Source organism: Dysgonomonas sp. 511, from assembly GCF_010501105.1.
Taxonomy (GTDB): domain Bacteria; phylum Bacteroidota; class Bacteroidia; order Bacteroidales; family Dysgonomonadaceae; genus Dysgonomonas.
Genome location: NZ_QVMQ01000036.1, coordinates 1 through 23,961 on the forward strand (window position 1 = coordinate 1; position 23,961 = coordinate 23,961).

Genomic DNA, 23,961 nt, shown 5'->3' on the forward strand with positions numbered 1-23,961 from the left:
CGTGCCGATGGTACTGCGTAAAAGTGGGAGAGTAGGTTACCGCCGTTTTTATTAATATTAAAAGACTCATTAGATAATAATTCTAATGGGTCTTTTTTTTGTTTGTTAGATGAAGTTTTTCTTCAGTCTCCATTATAATTTCACTTTACTCAGAACTTTTTTATCTATTATATGTTTATCTAGTATTAAGTATAAAGAAATAAATATATAATTTATGGGATTCATTTGGTCAATAATTATTGGTATTGCTGCTGGTTTTATCGCAGGTAAGATAATGAAAGGTAGTGGCTTTGGTCTTATCTTAAATCTTATAGTAGGTGTCGTAGGTGGATTGCTCGGAGGATGGATATTTACCCTGTTGGGGGTAGGTGTCAACTCTTTATTAGGGAATCTGGTTATGTCGACAATCGGGGCAGTTGTTCTGCTTTGGATTATTTCGTTCTTTAAGAAGAAGGAATAAAGGTAATAATAAATAAAACTGAAAAAGTATGAAGAAAATTATAGCAGGAGCAGTTGTAGGACTTGCTGCAAGTTTTGTAGCTTACAGATTGTATAAGCAGGGAAAATTTGACGGCATGTATGAAGACTTACATAAATTTGCAGATAAGACAAAAAGAGATCTGAAAAATGTAGTAGATGTAAGTAAAAATCAAGTGGAATATTTGAAAGGCAGGGCTGAACACGAAATCAGTAAAGCAAAAGAGAAAGTTGATGAAATGGTGGAATCGCACTCTTAAGCATCAGTCTTTTTATAACGTGCAATGCGTAGGCGAATTTGCCTACGCATTTCTTTTTATGCAATATGGTTATAATAAAATTGTGAAAAGCCTATATGAAAATAATTATAATCATTACCTTTGTATCTCGAAAATCAAATTTCTTGTAAAATACATTCAAAATAATAAAAATAGGTAGGGAATCCCTAATTTTACAACAAAATATATCTGTTTATGAAAAAAGACACTGCAATTTTTGATATTATCGAAAGAGAGTATCAACGTCAGTTGAAAGGAATCGAATTGATTGCTTCTGAAAATTTCGTTAGTGAGCAAGTAATGCAAGCTATGGGCTCGTGTTTGACAAATAAATATGCAGAGGGCTATCCCGGGAAAAGATATTATGGAGGTTGTGAAATTGTAGATTTAAGCGAGCAACTGGCTATAGACCGTTTGAAAGAAATATTCGGAGCAGAATGGGCTAACGTTCAGCCTCATTCGGGTGCTCAGGCCAATGCTGCCGTTTTTCTCGCTTGTATGCAAGCCGGAGATAAATTTTTAGGTTTGAATCTTTCGCATGGTGGACACCTTTCTCATGGTTCGCCTGTAAACTTTTCGGGTTTGGTATTCCATGCTTTAGAATATAATGTGCGTCAGGATACCGAGCAGGTAGATTATGAACAACTGGAACAGGTTGCCCGTCAGGAAAAGCCGAAATTGATAATTGCAGGTGCTTCGGCATACTCTCGCGATTGGGATTATGCGCGTATCCGTAAAGTCGCAGACGAAATAGGAGCCATCTTTATGGTGGATATGGCACATCCTGCCGGACTGGTTGCTGCCGGTTTGTTAAACAATCCGCTGGCTCATGCTCATATTGTGACTACTACCACACATAAGACACTACGTGGTCCGCGTGGAGGTGCAATAATGCTGGGGAAAGACTTCGAAAATCCGTGGGGAAAGAAAACTCCAAAAGGAGAAGTGCGTATGATGTCTGCTTTGCTCGACTCGGCCGTATTCCCTGGAATACAGGGAGGTCCGCTAGAGCATGTAATTGCAGCTAAAGCAGTTTCTTTTGCCGAAGCTTTAGATCCATCGTATAAAGTATATCAGGAGCAGGTGAAAAAGAATGCTAAAGTAATGGCTCAGGCATTTATGGATAAAGGTTATAAAGTAGTATCGGGCGGAACAGACAACCACTCAATGCTGATAGACCTTCGTCCTAAATTTCCGGAACTGACAGGTAAATTGGCTGAGAAGGTTTTGGTTCAGGCAGATATTACTACCAATAAAAATATGGTTCCGTTCGATAGCCGCAGTCCTTTCCTTACTTCGGGTCTCCGGTTTGGTACGCCGGCGATAACTACGCGTGGAGCTAAAGAAGAATTGATGGGCGAAATTGTAGAAATGATTGATACGGTACTTTCTGCACCGGAAGACGAAAAAGTAATCAAGTCAGTACACGAAAAAGTAAATTCGATAATGAAAGATTATCCTTTGTTTGCTTGGTAAGAAATAAAGATACATATATATTTGAAGGGTTGTACGTCACTACAACCCTTTTAATTTGATAAAACGTTTATACTGACACTATGAAAAAGCCTTTGGCGGTACTTCGTTACCTGGCATCCGTACATATACTAGCCCTTATTGTTTTAGCCGTTTTTCGCCTTGTGTTATATTTTACAAATATAGATCAGGCGGGCGATGCCGATAATCAGATGGTTTTCTTATCGAAAGCCATGCTGAAAGGTGTGCAATTCGACAATCTTATAAGCTGCTATATAATAGTTCTGCCTGCTGTCGTCTTGCTTATATTATCTCTTTTCAACCGGATTCCTTCTTCGTTGATTACCATATTCAACGTATTCTTCATCGTGGGATATGCACTTGTATTTGCAGTGTCGGCAGCCGATATACCTTACTTCTCTTACTTTTTCTCCCATCTGGGCGCATCTGCTTTTGGCTGGTTTGCTTTTGGCGGCACTGTGGGGATGATATTGCAGGAAAGTTCTTATTATGTATATATAGCTGTTTTTTTATTTCTGATTATTCTATTTGGGATATTGATCTTTGCATTCGGACGAAAGTTGAAATCGACGGTCGCTTCCGATTTGAAGAAAAAAGACTATGCTGTTTACATACCACTGATTATCATTGTATTCGCGTTTTGCTTTCTGGGAATCAGAGGTAGCCTCGGACGCTATCCATTGCGGGTAAGTGGTGCGTATTTCGGGAATGTTTCTCTCTACAACCAGCTAGGTATCAATCCTGCATTTTACCTGATAAAAAGCATGGGGGTGCAGAAAAAGCAAAAGGATAAACTGGACGGTGTGATGAGTGTTGACGATGCAATCGTATTTATGCGCAATAGCCTCCGGATCGATTCTCTGCCGGAAAGTCGTAGCAATCCCATAAACCGCTATATAGAGGCAGAAGGCGAAGCTAAAAAGGCAAATGTGGTCGTCATATTGCTCGAATCGATGGCAAACGATTACCTCGGCCTGAAATATAATGGCAAGCCGGTAGCTGCTTATATGAACGAATTGATTGGCAAGTCGTACTATTTCGAAAATTTTTATTCGGCAGGCATACATACCAATAATGGGATTGCATCGTCGCTCTACGGATTTCCGGCCATATTCGAACGGCCGATGATGAATGTGGAAGTCGATTATTATACCGGTTTACCTGTCAATCTGAAAGAACAGGGATATGAAACGATGTTTTTTCTGACGCACGACCCCCAATACGATAATATGTATTCTTTCCTTAGCGAAAACGGGTTCGATCATGTCTATTCGCAATACGATTATCCGCAGGATAAGGTTGTAAATAATTTCGGTGTTCAGGATGATTATTTATTCGAATTTGGATTGAATAAGCTAAATGAAATAGCCGAAGAGAAAAAGCCTTTCTTGGCTACTTTTATGACAGTAAGCAACCATCCTCCCTATATAGTGCCCGATCGTTTCACTCAGGCAGGAAACAATGATCAGGAAAGGATAATAGCCTTTATGGATACCAGCCTGAAAGAATTTATGGAAAAGGCACAAAAACAGGCATGGTTTAAGAATACAATATTCGTGATTCTGGGCGATCATGGAGCCGTTACGGGCAAGCAGGGTTACGATATGCCGATAAGCTACAACCATGTACCTCTTTTTATATATTCTCCTCTGTTTAACGATGTGCCACGGAGGTTGAAGACGATGGCGGGGCAAACCGATATTTTCCCCACTGTGATGGGACTGCTCAACCGTCCTTATATAAACGACTCGTTTGGAATAGATTTGTTTAAGGAGAAACGTGACTATTCGGTCTTTGTTTCAGATAATTATCTGGGATGTATAGACAATGAGTTTTTCTATTTGTACAATCCGCACCAGAAAACGGGTGGGCTGTATAAGTACAGGGAGAAGGATATCAGGGATTTTACATCCGATTATGCAGAGAAAGCCGAAAGCATGAAATCGTATGCTATATCTACTATTACTCTTGCCGATTATCTGGTGAAAAACAAGCTGGTTCGCTCTCCTAAATAAAATCTATCAGATATTTAGACGCATTCTAAAAAGGAAAAAGATGTATTGGACATCTTAATCGTCTGAATAAACCTTATTTGATTGCTAAATTTTATATATTTGCAATCTGTATTTAGCAATAAAGATGGAAATACTTTATCTATATGGAAGAACAGCGGTTCTTTAGTTACTTAGTATAAGCATATAGATCCCTCTATCCTCCATAGGGAGGAAACGGAGAGAAAAAGTAACAAGGAAAAAGTAGTAATATGTGTTACTTTTGCATAGTACATGACAAAAAATTGAATCATTGTAATATGAGCTTTGTAGGGGCGAATTATCATTCGCCCGTCGATTGTATCGGGCGTAAGATATTACGCCCCTACAGGCTTTCGCGGGAATATCATTTTTTTGTCATATACTGCGCTTTCGTTACTTTTTTAACCTCAATCCCCCGCGGGGGACTTGTGAGCAAAGCCACGACAAGAGGGACGAAAAAGTAACAGTGAGAAAATAGCTAAAAGGTGTTACTTTTGTTACTTTTTTGAAAGATAGAAGATGCCAGTAGACGAGTTAACGAGTTGGTTTCTTATAAAATATGAACTTGTGCCTCGCATCTTGTTTACCTGTATCTAAAGAAAAAGTAACAATGAAAAGTAAGCATAAAACTGTTACAAGTGTTACTTTTTTGTTCCGTAACTCTAAAAAGTAACACCAAATCAATCGATATAATACATCAAAGTAGCAAACGAAACTGAAAATATATGTTAGGATTTATTACATGGGATGTCGATCCTGAAGCTTTTTCTCTTCTAGGAAGAGATATCCGTTGGTATGGTATTTTATGGGCCGCGGGAGTATTGTGTACATCTCTTGTTGTGCAACGGATGTATAAATACGAGAAAACGCCCGACAAGTGGTTCGATTCTTTGTTCCTCTATGTCTTGGTTGGCCTCATAATAGGTGCGCGCCTCGGGCATTGCCTGTTTTATGCGCAAGACTATTATCTGTCTCATCCATTAGAATTGCTTAAAGTATGGGAAGGCGGGCTTGCCAGTCATGGCGGAGCCATAGGTATGACCATCGGTGTCTGCCTCTATTCGTTGAAAATAACAGCACAGAAATTCAACTGGAAGCTGTTTGCTATCTTCTCTGTAGCAGGTTTTGCTCTGGGTGGGATAGTATATTACCTGCTGGGCGTTTTTATGGGCACACCGTCACTTACATTCGGCGAACTGGCTCTTATGGGCTTATGTATAGGTGCTTGCATCGCTATGGTGTACGATACCCGCGCAATGTCTATCAAGACTCTCGACCGTTTGGTTATCGGTGTTGCCATTGGTGCTACGTCCATCCGTTTGGGTAATCTGATGAACTCTGAAATATACGGTGGGCCAACCAGTTTGCCTTGGGGTTTTAACTTCGTAAAAGACAGGCATTGGCACTTGCCTTTGACCGAAGGTGGCGGTGGCGAACTACCTGCTCATCCTACGCAATTATACGAGGCAGGAATATATTTGCTCCTTTTCTTTCTGGGGCTTTTCCTCTTTTATAAAACTTCGGCAAGGAACAGGACAGGGCTTATCCTGGGCATTACGTTGGTCGGCATATTCCTTTCCCGGTTTTGTATCGAATATATAAAGAATTTGCAAGAGCCATTCGAAGTATATATGCAGGAAACCATCGGGATGAATATGGGGCAACTACTTAGCCTTCCGTTTGTTATATGGGGTATATACCTCGTTTGGAATGCGCTTCGGAAGAAGGAGACCGCACCAGAACCGGTTCGGCAAAATGTCAAAAAGAAATAGTGTTAGTAATCTTTGTAATATGTTGAAACCAATTCCAATAAAGGAGGATCTGTTTTATGTAGGGGTCAACGACCGTACAAAACACCTCTTCGAAAACTTGTGGCCTTTGCCTAAGGGTGTGTCCTATAATTCGTATCTGATAAAGGATGAAAAAACAGCCTTGTTCGATACAGTAGATGTTTGTTATTCCGATACTTTCTTCCACAAGCTGGAAATAGCATTGGATGGCAAGCAGCTCGATTATGTTGTTATCAATCACATGGAACCCGATCATTCAGGTTCGTTGGGATTGCTGAAAAGCCGTTTCCCGAACGTGCAAATAATAGGGAATAAGCGGACTGCCGATATGGTGCAGGGCTTCCACGGGATAACCGATGGCGTAAAGGTAATTGCCGACGGAGAAGAACTATCGTTGGGCAAACACCAGCTTGTGTTTTACCTAACTCCGATGGTTCACTGGCCGGAAACAATGATGACTTACGAAAAGACAAGTAAGATTATCTTTTCGGGCGATGCTTTCGGTACATTCGGTACTCTTGATGGCGGGATAACAGATGCCCAGTTGTATCCGGAGCGTTATTACGACGAGATGATCCGTTACTATTCCAATATTGTAGGGAAGTTCGGCTCGCCGGTGCAAAAGGCTTTGGAGAAACTGTCAACACTTGAAATCAACTATATTTGTTCTACTCACGGCCCTGTATGGACATTGCCCGACCAGATAGAGAAGGTGGTCAGTATCTACGATAAACTGAGCCGCTACCAGGGCGACGAAGGGGTTGTTATAGCCTATGGCAGTATGTATGGCAACACCGAACAAATGGCCGAGACTGTTGCTTACGAGTTGGCACAACAAGGGATCAGGGAGATTATATTGCACAACGTGTCAAAACGTTCGCACTCATATATCATCCGCGATATATTCAAGTACAAAGGACTTATAGTAGGCTCTCCTACATACAACAATAAGCTGTTTCCGGAAGTGGAATACCTGCTGTCGAAAGTAGAAGGCCGCGATATGAAGAACCGCTACTTCGGCTACTTCGGTTCGTTTACATGGGCTGGTGCGGCAGTGAAGCGTCTGGCTCAGTTTGCCGAAGATACCAAGTTTGAGGTAGTAGGCAACCCGGTGGAAATGAAACAGGCTATGCAGCTGGATACGCACGATGCCTGCATTGCTCTGGGTAAAGCGATGGCAGATAGATTGAAACAAGACAGATAACAAAAAAGCCCGCCGGACATATCCGCGGGCTTCTTTACCATATCTTTTGCCGTATCAGGCGTCTTCTCCAAATTCCATCAGGTAGGCTTTTATAAAGTCGTCGAGGTCGCCATCCATTACTGCATTGACATTCGATGTCTGGTAATTTGTGCGATGGTCTTTCACCCTGCGGTCGTCAAATACATAGCTGCGTATCTGCGAACCCCATTCGATCTTTTTCTTCCCGGCTTCTATCTTCGATTGTTCGCGGCTGCGTCTCTCCAGCTCCATTTCGTAGAGTTGAGATTTCAGCAACCTGATCGCGTTGTCCTTATTGCCAAACTGGGAGCGGCTTTCGGTGTTTTCTATCACTATCTCTTTCTCCTCGCCGGTTTCGGGGTCTTTGTATTTGTAGTGGAGGCGTACTCCAGTCTCTACTTTATTTACATTCTGGCCTCCTGCCCCGCTCGAACGGAAAGTATCCCAGGTGATATCTGATTGATTGACTTCTATTTCGATGGTATCATCCACCAATGGAACAACGAATACCGAGGCAAATGAAGTCATGCGTTTTCCCTGTGCATTGAATGGCGAAACCCTGACAAGGCGGTGTACACCGTTCTCCGATTTCAGGTAGCCATAGGCATATTCTCCTTCCACCTGGAGGGTCGCTGTTTTTATGCCGGCCTCGTCTCCGTCCTGCCAGTTGGTGACAGTCGTTTTGTAGCCTTTGGCTTCGCACCAGCGTTGGTACATACGGAATAGCATGGACGACCAGTCTTGCCCTTCTGTACCTCCGGCGCCACTATTGATTTTCAGTACAGCACCGAGTTTATCTTCTTCCCTGCGGAGCATATTCTTAAGTTCAAGGCTCTCTACCTGCTCCAGGGCATTTTTGTAGGCAAGGTCTACTTCCTCTTCGGAGGTTACTCCTTCTTTCTGGAAGTCGAAAGCAAGCTGGAGTTCTTCGGTAGCAGCCTTTACTTCGCTGTACCCTTCGATCCATCCTTTTAGCCCGCGGATGATTTTCATTTGCGCTTCGGCCGACTTGGCATCGTCCCAAAAACCGGGAGCCTGTGTCCTTAGTTCTTCTTCTTCGAGTTGTATTTTCTTGGCATCGACGTCAAAGATGCCTCCTCAGCGCGTCCTCGCGCTCCAACACTTCTTTTAGTTGGTCTGATGTAATCATATCTGATTAATTGTTAGGTGAATAAAATTTGAGATGCAAATGTATAACAAAAAATACAGAGTTGTCGCTGTTTTGCCTTCAGATGTTGTGCTGCCATCTGTTTTTATATACCAAATGATTCTTATCTTTGCCCCTAAATAATGATCAAGATGGAAAAAGACCTCGACTGGAAAGTCAGCAGATTTGACGAACTTACTACCTCAGAACTATATGATATCCTTCATTTAAGATGCAAAGTGTTTGTTGTAGAACAGGATGCTCCTTATCTTGATATGGATTATAAAGACCAGAAAGCATTGCACCTGCATGGTTATGCCGAAGGGAAACTTGTGGCTTATTGCCGCTTGTTCCGCGCTGGCGATTATTTCGAAGAAGCTTGTATCGGGAGGGTCGTTGTAGCGCCGGAATATCGTAAATATGGCTATGGGCATCAGTTGATGAGTAAAGCTGTTGAGCTGGAAACTACCTTGCTGGACGAGACGGAAATCACGATTTCGGCACAGCTATACTTGCAGAAGTTTTATGAAAGCCATGGATTCGTAAAGACTAGTGATGTTTATCTGGAAGATGGTCTGCCTCATATCCAAATGAAGAAAAGATAGCGTTATTTTTCGAAAAATAACTTGTATATTAATAATTTATATCCTAAATTTGCACCCCGAAAATAGAGAGGAGGTTTAATGGATTCTTGAACAAATATTATTGGTAAATGATTGGAATATTGCTTCAATAGTAATGTTTGAGAATAATTGTCCGTTAAAAATAATCATTATATAGTTAGCAATTTATCTATTGCTTAGAGGGTGGTTCCTCTATTTAAATAAACTGAATTAAAAATAAAAAATATATAAAATCAAATTTAGATTATGATTATCGTACCATTGAAAGAAGGCGAAAATATAGAAAAAGCGCTTAAGAAATTTAAAAGAAAATACGAAAAAACAGGTGTGGTTAAAGAACTTAGAAGACGTCAGGAGTTTCGCAAGCCATCGGTAGTGAAAAGAGAGCAAAGACTTCACGCTGTTTATGTACAAAAAATGCATCGTTCGGAAGACTAATCCTGTTGTCTTTCTCATAAAATATTCTTAACTTCGTCATGCAGGATATAAACCCCGACGGATGACGAAGTGGATAGAAAAATATATAAAGTATCTCCGTTATGAAAAGAATTATTCTTTACATACGGAGATTTCTTATTCTACCGACCTTAAGCAATTCGCCGACTTCTTGTCCGTGCATTTTCCAGGTGTAGATATCCTTGCTGTAGATAGGGATATTGCGCGTATGTGGATTGCCTTTCTGGTGGAAGGGGGGAGCTCTGCACGCTCGGTAAACAGGAAGCTGAGTTCTTTGAAATCATTTTACAAATACCTTTTGCGGATAGGAGAAGTTTCTGCTAACCCATTGTATAAGGTAACCGGGCCGAAGGCGGCAAAACCCCTGCCTGTGTTTGTTAACGAAAAAGATATGGATCTTCTGTTGGAACCTAGCGATGAAGATTCTTTCGAGAGTATCAGGGATCGGGTTATTATCGAGTTGTTTTATGTTACCGGTATCCGTCGGGCAGAACTGATCGGGCTTAGAGACGAAGATGTGGAAGAGGGCGGTAAGTCTATTCGCGTAACAGGAAAGCGTAATAAACAACGGATTGTGCCTGTAAGCAATGGTATGATTGAGATGCTTAACGAATATAAGCAAAAGAGAGACGAAGAAATATGCAACCAAACAGGTTATTTGTTTGTTAAGAATGACGGAGGGCAGTTGTACCCGATGATGGTGCACCGGATTGTAACAAAAACTCTGGGACAAATACCAACATTGGCAAAAGATAGCCCTCACGTTTTACGCCATACCTTTGCAACTACAATGCTGAACAATGGAGCGGACATTAATGCAATGAAGGAGTTGTTAGGGCATTCCAGTCTGGCGGCAACAGAAATATACACACACACTTCATTCGAAGAATTAAAGAAAATTTATAACAAGGCTCATCCGCGGGCCTAAAATAAAAGGAGGAAACATTATGAATATTGCAATTCAGTCGGTGCATTTCGATGCCACTACCCAATTGAAAGAGTTTATAGAAAAGAAACTGTCGAAGCTTGATAAATTTTCGGATGCAATAGTCGATGCAGAAGTTATACTGAAGGTCGTAAAACCCGAAACAGCAAACAATAAGGAGGCTTCTATTAAATTAAATATTAAAAACGGAGAGTTGTTCTCAAATAAAGTTGCAGATACATTCGAAGAGGCTGTAATGCTGAACGTAGAAGCTCTGGAAAAGCAGATATTGAAAGCTAAGGAAAAAGCCCGGGCAAAATAAAACTTAAATTGTAATATAAATAAAATCCACTATCTTTACACTTAGATAGTCCTTGCGGGATAAAAGAAAGCAAGAGTTGAAAATAAATACGCAAAGTATTGTGATTCTAAAAAATAATTTCTAATTTTGTCGCCGTTTCGCCATTAATCTATTGGTGGCGGTGGCAAAATTAGAATTTTATGCCTCTTTAGCTCAGTTGGCCAGAGCACGTGATTTGTAATCTCGGGGTCGTTGGTTCGAATCCGACAAGAGGCTCGAAGGAAAAACAAGAAGTTTGGTATAATAACAAGCGAACTTCTGTCTTTTGTTTTCGTAAATGGTGTTTTTAGCGAAATTTAACCATTGAAGACTGAAAGATAACTGCCAATGTAGCTCAGTGGTAGAGCACTTCCTTGGTAAGGAAGAGGTCACGGGTTCAAATCCCGTCATGGGCTCAAATTTTATTGTGAGGTAATTCTCTTAGAATTTATATACATTAACTAAAATAATAAAGGAAGATAATTATGGCAAAAGAACATTTTAACCGGGCGAAACCGCATGTTAACATCGGTACTATCGGTCACGTTGACCACGGTAAGACTACCCTGACTGCTGCTATTACTAAAGTGTTGGCAGATGCAGGTCTTTCTGAAGCTAAATCATTTGATCAAATTGACAACGCTCCTGAAGAAAAAGAACGTGGTATAACAATCAATACTTCTCACGTAGAATATGAAACAGCTAATCGTCACTATGCACACGTTGACTGTCCAGGCCACGCCGACTACGTGAAAAACATGGTTACCGGTGCTGCTCAAATGGACGGTGCTATCATCGTAGTTGCTGCTACTGATGGTCCGATGCCTCAAACTCGCGAGCATATCCTACTTGCACGTCAGGTAAACGTTCCAAGATTGGTTGTATTCATGAATAAATGTGATATCGTTGAAGACGAAGAAATGTTGGAGCTTGTTGAACTTGAAATGAGAGAACTTCTTTCATTCTATGAGTTCGATGGTGACAATACTCCAGTTATCCGCGGATCTGCTCTTGGTGCATTGAATGGCGTTGAGCCGTGGGTAAGCCAAGTGCTAGAGCTTATGAACTCGGTAGACTCTTGGATTCCACTTCCTCCACGCGATGTAGATAAACCATTCTTGATGCCGGTTGAAGACGTGTTCTCTATCACAGGTCGTGGTACAGTTGCTACAGGTCGTATCGAAACTGGTAAAATCAAAACTGGTGAAGAAGTTCAAATCATTGGTCTTGGAGCAGAAGCTAAAAAATCAGTTGTTACAGGAGTGGAAATGTTCCGCAAAATCCTTGACGACGGACAAGCTGGTGACAACGTAGGTCTTCTTCTTCGTGGTATCGACAAAGACGAAATCAAACGTGGTATGGTAATCACTCACCCTGGAAAGATAACTCCTCATACTAAATTCAAAGCAGAGGTTTATATCTTGAAGAAAGAAGAAGGTGGTCGTCACACTCCATTCCACAACAAATACCGTCCTCAGTTCTATATTCGTACATTGGACGTAACTGGCGAGATCTCTCTTCCAGAAGGAACAGATATGGTAATGCCAGGTGATAACTTGACTATCAATGTAGAACTTATCTACCCAGTAGCTTGTAATGTAGGTCTTCGTTTCGCTATCCGCGAAGGTGGACGTACAGTAGGTGCAGGTCAGATAACTGAAATTGTTGACTAATTTCAATCAATAAATATAAGCCGGTTCGGTAAAACAACCGGCTTAATTTACGGGCGTAGTTCAGTGGTAGAGCGTTGGTCTCCAAAACCAAATGTCGGGAGTTCGAATCTCTCCGCCCGTGCAAAAACTCAAAAGAGTAATGAAAAAGATAATTAACTATATTAAAGATTCTTATAACGAGCTTGTACACAAGGTTTCTTGGCCATCTCGTTCAGAGTTGACAAACAGCGCTGTCATTGTCATGATTGCTTCCATTGTGATGTCAGTGGTAGTCTGGGGTATCGACTCTGCCTTCGAAGGCATTCTTAAGAATGTATTCTACGGTCTGTAATTTTATCAAAAAGCTATGACTGAAATCGAAAAGAAATGGTACGTTCTACGTGCTGTTAGCGGAAAGGAAAACAAGGTAAAAGAATACCTTGAATCCGAGATAAAAAAGACAGACTTAGGGAAATATATTTCTCAGGTGCTTATTCCTACAGAAAAGACTTATATCATGCGTAACGGAAAGAAAGTTCTTAAAGAAAGAGCTTATCTTCCCGGTTATATTTTGATAGAAGCTGCTCTGATAGGCGAAGTAATCCATGAACTGCGCAACATTAACTTTGTTGCAGGTTTCTTGCCCAATACAACCAATCCGCAACCATTGAGCCAGTCGGAAGTAAACCGTATTCTCGGAACAATGGACGAATTGGATGAGCAAGAAGTAGGGATGGATGTGCAATATATTGTAGGCGAGAACGTGAAAGTGATCAATGGTCCTTTCTCGGGCTTTTCCGGTATTATAGAAGAAGTTAATACCGAGAAAAAGAAACTGAAAGTGATGGTTAAAATATTCGGACGGAAAACTCCGCTCGAATTAAACTACATGCAAGTCGAAAAAGAACAGTAAGCTTGGTTACGCATGCCGAATGTTCAATCTTAAGTTTATTTAAACTAAAAATCAGAAACAAAAATGGCTAAAGAAATTGCTGGACAATTAAAGTTACAGATTAAAGGCGGTGCAGCAAATCCATCTCCTCCCGTAGGACCTGCTTTGGGTTCGAAAGGTATCAATATCATGGATTTCTGTAAGCAATTTAATGCCAGAACTCAAGACAAGGCGGGTAAAATATTGCCAGTTGTAATAACTTACTACGCAGATAAGTCTTTCGATTTTATAGTAAAACAACCACCGGTAGCAGTTCAATTGCTTGAAGCTGCAAAACAAAAAAGCGGATCGGCTGAGCCTAACCGTAAAAAAGTTGCCGAAATTACATGGGATCAAGTAAAAGCCATTGCAGAAGATAAAATGACTGACTTGAACTGTTTTACAGTAGAATCTGCTATGAAAATGGTTGCTGGTACAGCAAGAAGTATGGGTATCACCGTAAAAGGGGCTTTCCCTGAAAATAATTAATTAAAACTTCAATTGAGATGGGTAAACTTACAAAAAATCAAAAGTTAGCTTTTAGCAAGATTGAAGCAGGGAAATTATATACATTGGCCGAAGCTTCGGCTCTTGTAAAAGAAATTACAACTTCTAAATTCGACGCTTCAGTCGATGTAGATGTTCGCCTTGGTGTAGATCCGCGTAAAGCTAACCAGATGGTAAGGGGCGTTGTGTCTCTTCCTCATGGAACCGGAAAACAAGTAAGAGTTTTGGTATTATGTTCACCTGATGCTGAAGCTGCTGCAAAAGAAGCAGGAGCCGATTATGTGGGACTGGACGAATATATTGAAAAAATAAAAGGTGGCTGGACTGATATTGATGTTATCATCACTCAACCTGCTATCATGGGTAAAATCGGTGCTCTCGGACGCGTATTAGGTCCTCGTGGACTGATGCCTAACCCGAAAAGTGGTACCGTAACTATGGATGTTGCTAAGGCCGTACAGGAAGTGAAATCCGGTAAAATCGACTTTAAAGTAGATAAAGCTGGTATTGTACATACTTCTGTAGGTAAAGTGTCTTTCTCTGCCGATCAGATTAACGACAATGCAAAAGAGTTTATTGCTACACTTATCAAGCTTAAACCTTCTGCTGCTAAAGGAACATATGTGAAAAGTGTTTGTCTTTCAAGTACTATGAGCCCGGGTATTAAAATCGACCCGAAATCAGTAGATTAATCATTTAAAAATTGACTGAACATTATGAGAAAGGAAGATAAAAGCACTATCATAGAAACAATAGCCGCTACAATAAAAGATTACGCTCATTTCTATCTTACAGATATTGCTACGCTTAATTCGTCTAAAACAAGCGAATTGAGAAGAGAATGCGCAAAAAGTGAGATCAAACTGATGGTCGTAAAAAACACATTGTTGCAAAAGGCTTTGGAATCACTTGAAGGCGACTTTTCGGACCTATATCCGGTATTGAAAGGTAATACAGCTATCATGTTTTCCAACACAGCCAATGCACCGGCTAAACTGATTGCTAAATACAAAAAAGAAGGTATCCCTGCTCTGAAAGCTGCTTATGCACAAGAAGGCTTCTATCTGGGTGCTAACAACCTGGAAGCATTGGAAAATATCAAAAGCAAAGAAGAACTTGTTGGCGATATTATCATGTTGCTTCAATCTCCGGCCAAGAATGTTATTTCAGCCCTTCAATCGGGAGGAAATACTATCCATGGCGTCTTAGAAACATTGTCTAAGAGATAATTTTATTAAAACAAAAGAATAATAACAATTTTAATTTATACAAAAATGGCAGATATCAAAGCTATTGCAGAACAACTAGTAAATTTGACAGTAAAAGAAGTTAGCGAATTAGCTGAAATTCTAAAGACTGAATATGGTATCGAACCAGCTGCTGCTGCAGTTGCTGTTGCGGGACCGGTTGCTGGAGGTGCAGCAGACGCTGCTGAAGAAAAATCATCTTTCGATGTTGTTCTTAAATCAGCAGGTGCTAACAAACTTGCAGTTGTTAAAGCTGTGAAAGAACTAACAGGACTTGGTTTGAAAGAAGCAAAAGATCTAGTAGATGCTGCTCCTAGCGAATTGAAAAAAGGAGTTGCTAAAGATGAGGCTGACGCATTGAAAAAACAACTAGAAGAAGCTGGAGCTGAAATTGAACTTAAGTAAAAAAAGTCCTGAGAAAGGATATTTGGTTAGGAGCCTTCCCGTAAGAAGGTTCTTAACCTTTTTGCGTCAAAAGTAATAAGTTCAATAAAATTGGTTATCCATGTCTTCAATAAATACAACTCAAAGAGTCAATTTTGCTTCGATAAAAAATCCACTTCCTTATCCGGATTTCTTAGAAGTACAGTTAAAGTCGTTCCGAGACTTTCTACAACTAGATACCCCTCCTGAAAGAAGGAAAAACGAAGGCTTATACAAAGTTTTTGCTGAAAACTTTCCTATAGCCGATACACGAAACAACTTTGTACTGGAGTTTTTAGACTACTTTATCGATCCGCCCCGCTATACTATCGAGGAATGTATCGAAAGAGGTTTAACATATAGCGTGCCTCTGAAAGCTAAGCTGAAACTCTATTGTACAGATCCAGACCACGAAGATTTTGATACAGTTATACAGGATGTTTATCTTGGGCTGATTCCTTATATGACCGACAAGGGTACCTTTGTCATCAATGGTGCTGAACGTGTAGTTGTATCCCAGCTTCACCGTTCGCCGGGTGTATTTTTCGGACAAACGATGCATGCCAATGGAACAAAACTTTATTCGGCGCGTATTATTCCGTTCAAAGGTTCTTGGATCGAATTTGCAACAGACATCAACAATGTCATGTATGCATACATCGATCGTAAGAAAAAATTACCTGTAACAACATTGCTTCGTGCAATAGGTTTCGAAAGCGACCGCGATATTCTCGAAATATTCGATCTGGCAGAAGAAATAAAAGTTACAAAACAAAATATAAAGAAAGTATTAGGGCGTAAACTTGCAGCCCGTATACTTCGTTCGTGGATGGAAGACTTTGTAGATGAAGATACCGGAGAGGTGACATCTATAGAGCGTAACGAAGTTATCCTCGAACGTGAGACTGTTCTCGAAAAAGACCATCTTGATCTTATTGTAGATTCGGGGGTTGCTTCTATATTGTTGCACAAAGAGTCGGTAAATATATCCGATTATGCAATAATATATAATACCTTGCAAAAAGACCCGAGTAACTCGGAAATTGATGCTGTGCGTCATATCTACAGGCAATTGCGTAGTGCAGAGCCTGCTGATGACACCAGCGCACGCGAGGTAATAAATAACTTGTTCTTCTCCGAAAAACGTTACGACCTGGGAGAGGTTGGGCGTTATAGGATAAACAAGAAACTGAACCTCAACACCAGTTCAGATGTTCGCGTGTTGACAAAGGAAGATATCATCGAAATTATTAAATATCTGATAGAGTTGATAAACTCTAAAGCAATAGTTGATGATATCGACCACTTGAGCAACCGTCGTGTACGTACAGTTGGCGAGCAACTTTTCAACCAGTTTGGAGTTGGTCTTAACCGTATGGCACGTATCATTCGCGAAAGAATGAATGTACGCGATAATGAGGTCTTTACTCCAATCGACCTGATTAATGCTAAGACAATATCATCGGTTGTAAATACATTCTTCGGTACAAATGCACTGTCTCAGTTTATGGATCAAACAAATCCATTGGCAGAGATTACGCACAAACGCCGTATGTCAGCCCTTGGGCCTGGTGGACTTTCGCGCGAAAGAGCAGGTTTTGAGGTGCGCGACGTTCACTATACTCACTACGGACGTCTTTGTCCTATCGAAACACCGGAAGGACCGAATATCGGTCTGATTTCTTCGCTTTGTGTGTATGCTAAGATCAACGATCTCGGATTTATCGAGACTCCTTATCGTAAGGTTGCTGATAAAAAGGTAGATCTTTCGGATAATGGAATCGTATATCTTGCAGCCGAAGAGGAAGAGGACAGACTTATCGCACAAGGTAATGCTCCGTTGAATGACGATGGCTCATTTATACTCAAACGTGTAAAAGCCCGTCAGGATGCCGATTATCCTGTAATTGCTCCGGAAGAAGTAGAGCTGATGGACGTATCGCCGACTCAGATTGCATCTATTGCGGCATCATTGATTCCTTTTTTGGAGCATGACGATGCCAACCGTGCGTTGATGGGATCGAACATGATGCGCCAGGCAGTGCCATTGCTTCGTACCGAGGCTCCGATTGTGGGTACAGGTATCGAAGGGCAGCTTATCCGCGATTCGCGCACACAAATCGTAGCCGAAGGTGCAGGAGAAGTGGTGTTTGTCGATGCTGATACTGTCAAGATCAAATATGACCGTACAGATGACGAAGACTTTGTAGCATTCGACGATGCTATCAAGACTTATAAAATACCTAAATTCCGCAAAACTAACCAGAATACGACTATCGACCTTCGTCCGATTTGCAGGAAAGGCGATAGAGTTGAGTTAAACGAAATATTAACAGAAGGATATTCTACCGAAAACGGGGAACTTGCTATCGGTAAAAACCTTAAAGTGGCATTCATGCCGTGGAAAGGATACAACTTCGAGGATGCTATCGTATTAAACGAACGCATTGTACGCGAAGATATATTCACTTCGGTTCACGTAGAAGAATTTGCCCTTGAGGTGCGCGATACTAAGCGTGGTGTTGAAGAACTTACATCCGATATTCCGAATGTGAGCGAAGAAGCCACAAAAGATCTCGACGAAAGAGGTATTATCCGTATCGGAGCCCGCGTAAATCCGGGTGATATCCTTATAGGTAAGATTACTCCAAAAGGAGAATCCGATCCTTCTCCCGAAGAAAAACTTCTTCGCGCTATCTTTGGCGACAAAGCCGGCGATGTGAAAGACGCTTCATTGAAAGCATCTCCTTCATTGAAAGGTGTTGTTGTCGGTTCCAACCTGTTCTCTAAAGCATCTAAAAAAGGAAAGACAAAACTTTCGAGCAAAGCTTTGCTTCCTAAACTGGATGAAGAGTACGAAGAAAAGATGGCTAAACTCAAAACAAGGCTGGTAGACAAACTATTGGTTCTGACAGAGGGTAAGACATCGCAGGGAGTAAAAGATTACCTGAATGTAGAGATTATAGCTAAAAGTTCGAAGTTCACAAAAGGAGCTTTGGAAAACATAGACTACGAATCGGTTCAGGTAAGTAACTGGACAGCCGATGAGCACAAAAACGGGCTTATTCGCGACGTTATAGTTAACTATCTCCGCAAATATAAAGAGCTTGATGCCGAACTTAAACGTAAACGCTTCGACCTTACAATCGGGGACGAACTGCCTTCGGGAATCGTTCAGATAGCGAAAGTCTATGTAGCTAAAAAACGTAAGATACAGGTAGGTGATAAGATGGCGGGACGCCACGGTAACAAAGGTATCGTATCGCGTATTGTCCGTCAGGAAGATATGCCGTTCTTACCGGATGGATCGCCGGTGGATATCGTGTTAAACCCGCTGGGTGTGCCTTCACGTATGAACCTTGGACAGATATTCGAAACTGTATTGGGATGGGCAGGAAAAGAACTGGGAGTTAAATTTGCTACCCCTATCTTCGACGGAGCCAGTCTCGACGATTTGAATAAATGGACCGACGAAGCAGGGGTTCCTCGCTATGGTAAAGTCCGCTTGTTCGATGGTGGATCGGGAGACCAATTCGACCAACACGCTACAGTAGGTATAATATATATGCTGAAACTGGGACACATGGTCGAAGATAAGATGCACGCGCGTTCTATCGGTCCTTACTCGCTTATCACACAACAGCCACTTGGAGGTAAAGCTCAGTTCGGAGGTCAGCGTTTCGGAGAGATGGAGGTTTGGGCACTTGAGGCATTCGGTGCTGCTCACATCCTGAGAGAAATATTGACTATCAAGTCTGACGACGTAGTAGGACGTTCCAAGGCATACGAAGCAATCGTTAAGGGCGAGCCTATGCCGCAACCGGGCATACCTGAGTCTCTCAACGTATTGTTGCACGAAATGCGTGGTCTGGGACTAAGCGTTTCGCTTGACTAATTACTCAGCCGTTAGCTTCTGGCCCATAAGGCTATTAGCTAACGGATTTAAATACTCTAGTAAACAGCTAATAGCTAACAGCTAACAGCTTTTAAAGACAAAAAAGTATATGGCTTTTAGAAAAGAAAATAAAGTAAAGAGTAACTTTTCGAAAATTACCGTAAGCCTTGCTTCTCCCGAAGAAATTCTTGAAGCATCGAGCGGTGAAGTTTTGAAACCCGAAACAATCAACTACCGTACTTATAAGCCTGAACGCGATGGTCTTTTCTGCGAGCGCATTTTTGGTCCTGTAAAAGACTACGAATGTCATTGCGGTAAATACAAAAGAATCCGTTACAAAGGTATTGTCTGCGACCGATGCGGGGTTGAAGTTACAGAAAAGAAAGTACGTCGCGAGCGTACAGGGCACATCCATCTGGTAGTGCCGGTTGCTCATATCTGGTATTTCCGTTCTCTTCCTAACAAGATGGGATATTTGTTGGGGATACCGACAAAGAAACTTGATACTATCATATACTACGAACGCTATGTGGTAATTCAGGCAGGTGTAAAAGCCGAAGATGGCGTAGTAGAAAAAGATTTGTTGACAGAAGAAGAATATCTGAATATACTGGATACACTTCCGAAAGACAATCAACTGTTAGACGATACCGACCCTAACAAGTTCATTGCCAAGATGGGAGCAGAAGCAGTCTACGATTTGTTGTCGCGTATCAATCTCGATTCTTTGGCAAACAACCTTCGCCATAAGGCAAGTACAGATACTTCGCAACAACGTAAGAACGAGGCTTTGAAGCAGTTACAGGTTATAGAAGCTTTCCGTGGATCGAAAGGAAAGAACAAGCCGGAATGGATGATCGTAAAGATCGTTCCTGTGATTCCGCCAGAGTTGCGCCCGTTGGTTCCACTCGATGGAGGACGTTTTGCAACATCCGACCTGAACGACCTTTATCGCCGTGTTATTATTCGTAACAACCGTCTGAAAAGGCTTATTGATATAAAAGCTCCGGAAGTAATCTTGCGTAACGAAAAGCGCATGCTTCAGGAAGCAGTCGACTCATTGTTCGACAACTCACGTAAATCGAGCGCAGTGAAAACTGACGCCAACCGTCCGTTGAAATCGCTTTCCGACAGTTTGAAAGGTAAACAAGGACGTTTCCGTCAGAACTTGCTGGGTAAACGTGTCGACTATTCTGCCCGTTCGGTAATTGTCGTTGGTCCTGAATTGAAGATGCACGAATGTGGTATCCCTCAGGATATGGCTGCCGAGCTTTACAAACCGTTCATTATCCGTAAGCTTATCGAGCGCGGCATAGTGAAGACTGTAAAATCGGCGAAGAAGATTGTAGACCGCAAAGAGCCTGTGGTATGGGACATCCTCGAACATGTAATGAAAGGACACCCTGTATTGCTCAACCGTGCTCCTACACTTCACCGTCTGGGTATTCAGGCATTCCAACCTAAGATGATCGGAGGTAAGGCAATCCAGTTGCATCCACTATCGTGTACGGCGTTCAATGCCGACTTCGACGGCGACCAGATGGCCGTTCATTTGCCGTTGGGCAACGAAGCTATCCTTGAGGCTCAGATGTTGATGCTTGCTTCTCACAATATCCTTAACCCTGCAAATGGTGCGCCTATTACAGTACCATCGCAAGACATGGTTCTTGGCCTTTACTATATCACTAAGATACGTAAAGGAGCAAAAGGAGAAGGTCTGACATTCTACGGAGCAGAAGAAGCAGTTATTGCCTACAACGAAGGAAAGGTAGATATACATGCCCTTGTTAAGGTATATGTAAAAGACCTTGATGAACATGGCAATATTGTAGACGTAATGCGCGAAACTACAGTCGGACGTGTTATGATCAATGAGATTGTGCCTTACGAAGTTGGTTATATAAATGAAATCCTTTCCAAGAAATCGCTTCGCGATATTATCGGAAATGTAATCAAAATATCGGGAGTTGCACGTACAGCTCAGTTCCTCGATGATATTAAGGATCTGGGTTATACAATGGCATTCCGCGGAGGTCTGTCGTTCAACCTCGAAGATGTGATTATACCGGCTGAAAAAGATGAATTGGTAGCTCAGGGTTACGACGAAGTTGAGCAGATATTGAATAACTATAATATGGGATTCATTACCTACAACGAGCGTTACAACCAGATTATCGATACATGGACTCATATCAACTCCAAGTTGTCTAACATCTTGATGAAGCAACTTTCGGAAGATAATCAAGGATTCAACTCCGTATATATGATGTTGGATTCGGGGGCCCGTGGTTCGAAAGAGCAGATTCGTCAGCTTTCGGGTATGCGTGGATTGATGGCGAAACCGCAGAAGAGTGGGGCAGAAGGGGCTCAGATTATCGAGAATCCGATCTTGTCCAACTTTAAAGAAGGTTTGTCGGTGTTAGAGTACTTTATCTCTACCCACGGTGCGCGTAAAGGTCTTGCCGATACCGCATTGAAAACAGCCGATGCCGGATATCTGACCCGTCGTCTTGTTGACGTTTCGCAAGACGTGATAATCAACGAGGAAGACTGTGGAACATTGCGTGGCCTTGTTTGTACAGAACTTAAGAATAACGAAGAGGTTGTAGCTTCGCTATACGAGCGTATCTTGGGACGCGTTTCAGTACACGACATCCAACATCCTTCTACGGGAGAGATTATTGTGGAATCGGGTGAAGAAATCACAGAAGATAAAGCTGCAATTATTCAAAATTCGCCTATCGAAAGCGTTGAGATCCGCTCGGTGCTTACCTGCGAATCGAAGAAAGGTGTTTGTGGTAAATGTTACGGACGTAACCTTGCTACAGGACGTATGGTTCAGCGTGGAGAGGCTGTCGGTGTTATTGCTGCACAGTCGATCGGTGAGCCGGGAACACAGCTTACGCTTCGTACATTCCACGTTGGGGGTATCGCATCCAACATTGCAACTGAAAATAGTATCGTAGCAAAATACGATGGAGTACTCGAAATCGACGACTTGCGCGTAGTTGATGCAGTAGACGAATTTGGAAAGAAAACTCAGATTGTTGTCAGCCGTTTGGTTGAACTTCGTCTGGTTGATCCGAATACTAAGATCGTACTCCTTACTCACAATATACCTTACGGTTCTAAGCTTTACTTCAAAGACGGAGCTAAGGTGAAGAAAGACGACCTGATCTGCGAATGGGATCCATTTAATGCAGTTATCATATCCGAAGCTACCGGACGTATCCAGTTCGATAATGTAATAGAAGGTATTACATATAAAGTAGAATCGGATGAGCAGACCGGTTTGAAGGAGAAGATTATCATCGAATCGCGTGATAAGACCAAAGCTCCTGAAGCTCGTATCTTGGATGAGAAAGCCAATACAGTCAAAACGTACAGTTTACCTCTGGGTGCACACATCGTTAAAGACGAGAACGATACGATTAAAGCCGGTGATGTACTGGTTAAGATACCTCGTGCTGTTGGTAAGGCGGGTGATATCACGGGAGGTCTTCCTCGTGTGACCGAGTTGTTCGAAGCTCGTAACCCATCCAATCCTGCTGTAGTATCTGAAATAGACGGAGAGGTTTCATTCGGTAAGATCAAGCGTGGTAACAGGGAGGTTATTGTTACTTCCAAACTTGGCGAAGTGAAGAAATACCTTGTGCCGCTATCTAAGCAAATACTTGTACAGGAGAATGACTTTGTGAGAGCCGGAATGCCACTGTCGGACGGTGCTACCACTCCTTCGGATATCCTGGCTATTATGGGGCCTACAGCCGTTCAGGAATATATTGTAAACGAAGTACAGGATGTATATCGTTTGCAAGGGGTGAAAATCAACGATAAGCACTTCGAAGTAATTGTGCGTCAGATGATGCGCAAGGTAGAAGTGATTGATCCGGGAGATACTCGCTTCCTCGAACAGCAAGTTATCGACAAGTATGATGTAATGGAAGAGAATGACAGGATTTGGGGCAAGAAAGTAGTAGTCGATGCCGGAGATTCTGAAACATTCGAAGCCGGACAAATTGTTACCGCCCGTAAGCTTAGGGACGAAAATTCTATGCTCAAACGTAGAGACCTTAAGCCTGTTATCGTGCGCGACGCCGTTCCTGCTACTGCCAACCAGATACTTCAAGGTATTACACGTGCTGCCCTTCAAACTCAAAGCTTTATGTCGGCTGCTTCGTTCCAGGAAACAACGAAAGTACTGAACGACGCTGCTATCAATGCGAAAGTAGACAGGCTCGAAGGTTTGAAAGAAAATGTAATCTGCGGACACTTGCTTCCTGCGGGTACAGGCCAACGCGAGTTCGAAAAGCTTGTTGTAGGTACCAAAGAGGACTTCGACAGGATGGCTGCTACCAGAAAGACAGTTGTGGACTTTGATGCAGTAGAATAATTATTTATTCTTTTATTATAGTTAATGGAAGGAGGGTGTGTCAAAAGCCCCAAAATATGAAAGACCGAAGTTTTTAATAGCTTCGGTCTTTTTCGTTCACTCTAAAATATGTATCTTAGAGTTGCAAT

20 protein-coding genes and 3 tRNA genes are annotated in these 23,961 nt (G+C 41.9%); 22 read left to right on the forward strand and 1 reads right to left on the reverse strand.

Annotated elements, in window-relative coordinates:
• Positions 1–214 precede the first annotated feature (214 nt).
• The 6 genes from D0T57_RS13400 to D0T57_RS13425 all read left to right on the forward strand — a co-directional run bounded on the left by D0T57_RS13400 (position 215) and on the right by D0T57_RS13425 (position 7,276).
• Positions 215–460, forward strand: coding sequence for a GlsB/YeaQ/YmgE family stress response membrane protein (locus D0T57_RS13400; RefSeq protein ID WP_163273999.1), 246 nt, complete (start codon positions 215–217; stop codon positions 458–460).
• A gap of 28 nt (positions 461–488) precedes the next feature.
• Positions 489–737 (forward strand): hypothetical protein, encoded by a 249-nt coding sequence (locus tag D0T57_RS13405; RefSeq protein WP_163274000.1) that lies wholly within the window; start codon positions 489–491, stop codon positions 735–737.
• A gap of 213 nt (positions 738–950) precedes the next feature.
• Complete coding sequence (gene glyA, locus D0T57_RS13410; protein ID WP_163274001.1) at positions 951–2,231, forward strand: serine hydroxymethyltransferase; 1,281 nt, start codon at positions 951–953, stop codon at positions 2,229–2,231.
• Between the two features lie 80 nt (positions 2,232–2,311).
• Positions 2,312–4,264 (forward strand): LTA synthase family protein, encoded by a 1,953-nt coding sequence (locus D0T57_RS13415; protein ID WP_163274002.1) that lies wholly within the window; start codon positions 2,312–2,314, stop codon positions 4,262–4,264.
• Positions 4,265–5,007: 743 nt separating this feature from the next.
• The gene (gene lgt, locus D0T57_RS13420) at positions 5,008–6,054 is read left to right on the forward strand and encodes a prolipoprotein diacylglyceryl transferase (RefSeq protein WP_163274003.1); all 1,047 of its coding nucleotides are present in this window, start codon (positions 5,008–5,010) and stop codon (positions 6,052–6,054) included.
• 19 nt (positions 6,055–6,073) lie between these two features.
• Complete coding sequence (locus D0T57_RS13425; protein ID WP_163274004.1) at positions 6,074–7,276, forward strand: FprA family A-type flavoprotein; 1,203 nt, start codon at positions 6,074–6,076, stop codon at positions 7,274–7,276.
• 54 nt (positions 7,277–7,330) lie between these two features.
• On the opposite strand, the gene prfB is transcribed toward D0T57_RS13425, so the two are convergent.
• A protein-coding gene (prfB, locus tag D0T57_RS13430; RefSeq protein ID WP_163274005.1) for a peptide chain release factor 2 occupies positions 7,331–8,444 on the reverse strand; the annotation gives its coding sequence in 2 pieces (ribosomal slippage) (positions 7,331–8,380 and positions 8,382–8,444; 1,113 coding nt in all).
• A gap of 149 nt (positions 8,445–8,593) precedes the next feature.
• Here prfB and D0T57_RS13435 point away from each other — a divergent pair.
• From D0T57_RS13435 to rpoC, 16 genes are all read left to right on the forward strand, one after another.
• Positions 8,594–9,046: a GNAT family N-acetyltransferase gene (locus tag D0T57_RS13435; RefSeq protein WP_163274006.1), complete on the forward strand. Its 453-nt coding sequence runs from the start codon at positions 8,594–8,596 to the stop codon at positions 9,044–9,046.
• A gap of 264 nt (positions 9,047–9,310) precedes the next feature.
• A complete protein-coding gene (gene rpsU, locus D0T57_RS13440; RefSeq protein WP_163274007.1) occupies positions 9,311–9,502 on the forward strand; it encodes a 30S ribosomal protein S21 in 192 nt (63 codons plus the stop codon).
• Positions 9,503–9,563: 61 nt separating this feature from the next.
• Positions 9,564–10,448, forward strand: coding sequence for a tyrosine-type recombinase/integrase (locus D0T57_RS13445; RefSeq protein WP_163274008.1), 885 nt, complete (start codon positions 9,564–9,566; stop codon positions 10,446–10,448).
• A 19-nt stretch (positions 10,449–10,467) separates the two neighbouring features.
• On the forward strand, positions 10,468–10,767 hold the full coding sequence (raiA, locus tag D0T57_RS13450; protein WP_163274009.1) for a ribosome-associated translation inhibitor RaiA: 300 nt from the start codon (positions 10,468–10,470) through the stop codon (positions 10,765–10,767).
• A gap of 181 nt (positions 10,768–10,948) precedes the next feature.
• A tRNA-Thr gene (locus D0T57_RS13455) sits at positions 10,949–11,022 on the forward strand.
• A gap of 107 nt (positions 11,023–11,129) precedes the next feature.
• Positions 11,130–11,201 (forward strand) — tRNA-Thr (locus D0T57_RS13460).
• Positions 11,202–11,270: 69 nt separating this feature from the next.
• Entirely contained in the window at positions 11,271–12,458 is a 1,188-nt protein-coding gene (gene tuf / locus D0T57_RS13465) for an elongation factor Tu (RefSeq protein ID WP_163274010.1), read from the forward strand.
• Positions 12,459–12,507: 49 nt separating this feature from the next.
• A tRNA-Trp gene (locus D0T57_RS13470) sits at positions 12,508–12,579 on the forward strand.
• An 18-nt stretch (positions 12,580–12,597) separates the two neighbouring features.
• A complete protein-coding gene (gene secE, locus D0T57_RS13475; RefSeq protein WP_163274011.1) occupies positions 12,598–12,789 on the forward strand; it encodes a preprotein translocase subunit SecE in 192 nt (63 codons plus the stop codon).
• A 15-nt stretch (positions 12,790–12,804) separates the two neighbouring features.
• Positions 12,805–13,350, forward strand: coding sequence for a transcription termination/antitermination protein NusG (gene nusG, locus D0T57_RS13480; RefSeq protein WP_163274012.1), 546 nt, complete (start codon positions 12,805–12,807; stop codon positions 13,348–13,350).
• Positions 13,351–13,413: 63 nt separating this feature from the next.
• Positions 13,414–13,857: a 50S ribosomal protein L11 gene (gene rplK / locus D0T57_RS13485; RefSeq protein ID WP_163274013.1), complete on the forward strand. Its 444-nt coding sequence runs from the start codon at positions 13,414–13,416 to the stop codon at positions 13,855–13,857.
• A 17-nt stretch (positions 13,858–13,874) separates the two neighbouring features.
• Complete coding sequence (gene rplA / locus D0T57_RS13490) at positions 13,875–14,567, forward strand: 50S ribosomal protein L1 (RefSeq protein WP_163274014.1); 693 nt, start codon at positions 13,875–13,877, stop codon at positions 14,565–14,567.
• 24 nt (positions 14,568–14,591) lie between these two features.
• Positions 14,592–15,104 (forward strand): 50S ribosomal protein L10, encoded by a 513-nt coding sequence (gene rplJ, locus D0T57_RS13495; RefSeq protein ID WP_163274015.1) that lies wholly within the window; start codon positions 14,592–14,594, stop codon positions 15,102–15,104.
• A 45-nt stretch (positions 15,105–15,149) separates the two neighbouring features.
• Positions 15,150–15,527: a 50S ribosomal protein L7/L12 gene (gene rplL, locus D0T57_RS13500; protein ID WP_163274016.1), complete on the forward strand. Its 378-nt coding sequence runs from the start codon at positions 15,150–15,152 to the stop codon at positions 15,525–15,527.
• A gap of 100 nt (positions 15,528–15,627) precedes the next feature.
• A complete protein-coding gene (rpoB, locus tag D0T57_RS13505) occupies positions 15,628–19,440 on the forward strand; it encodes a DNA-directed RNA polymerase subunit beta (RefSeq protein WP_163274017.1) in 3,813 nt (1,270 codons plus the stop codon).
• A 109-nt stretch (positions 19,441–19,549) separates the two neighbouring features.
• A complete protein-coding gene (gene rpoC, locus D0T57_RS13510) occupies positions 19,550–23,833 on the forward strand; it encodes a DNA-directed RNA polymerase subunit beta' (RefSeq protein ID WP_163274018.1) in 4,284 nt (1,427 codons plus the stop codon).
• The last annotated feature ends 128 nt before the right edge of the window (positions 23,834–23,961 follow it).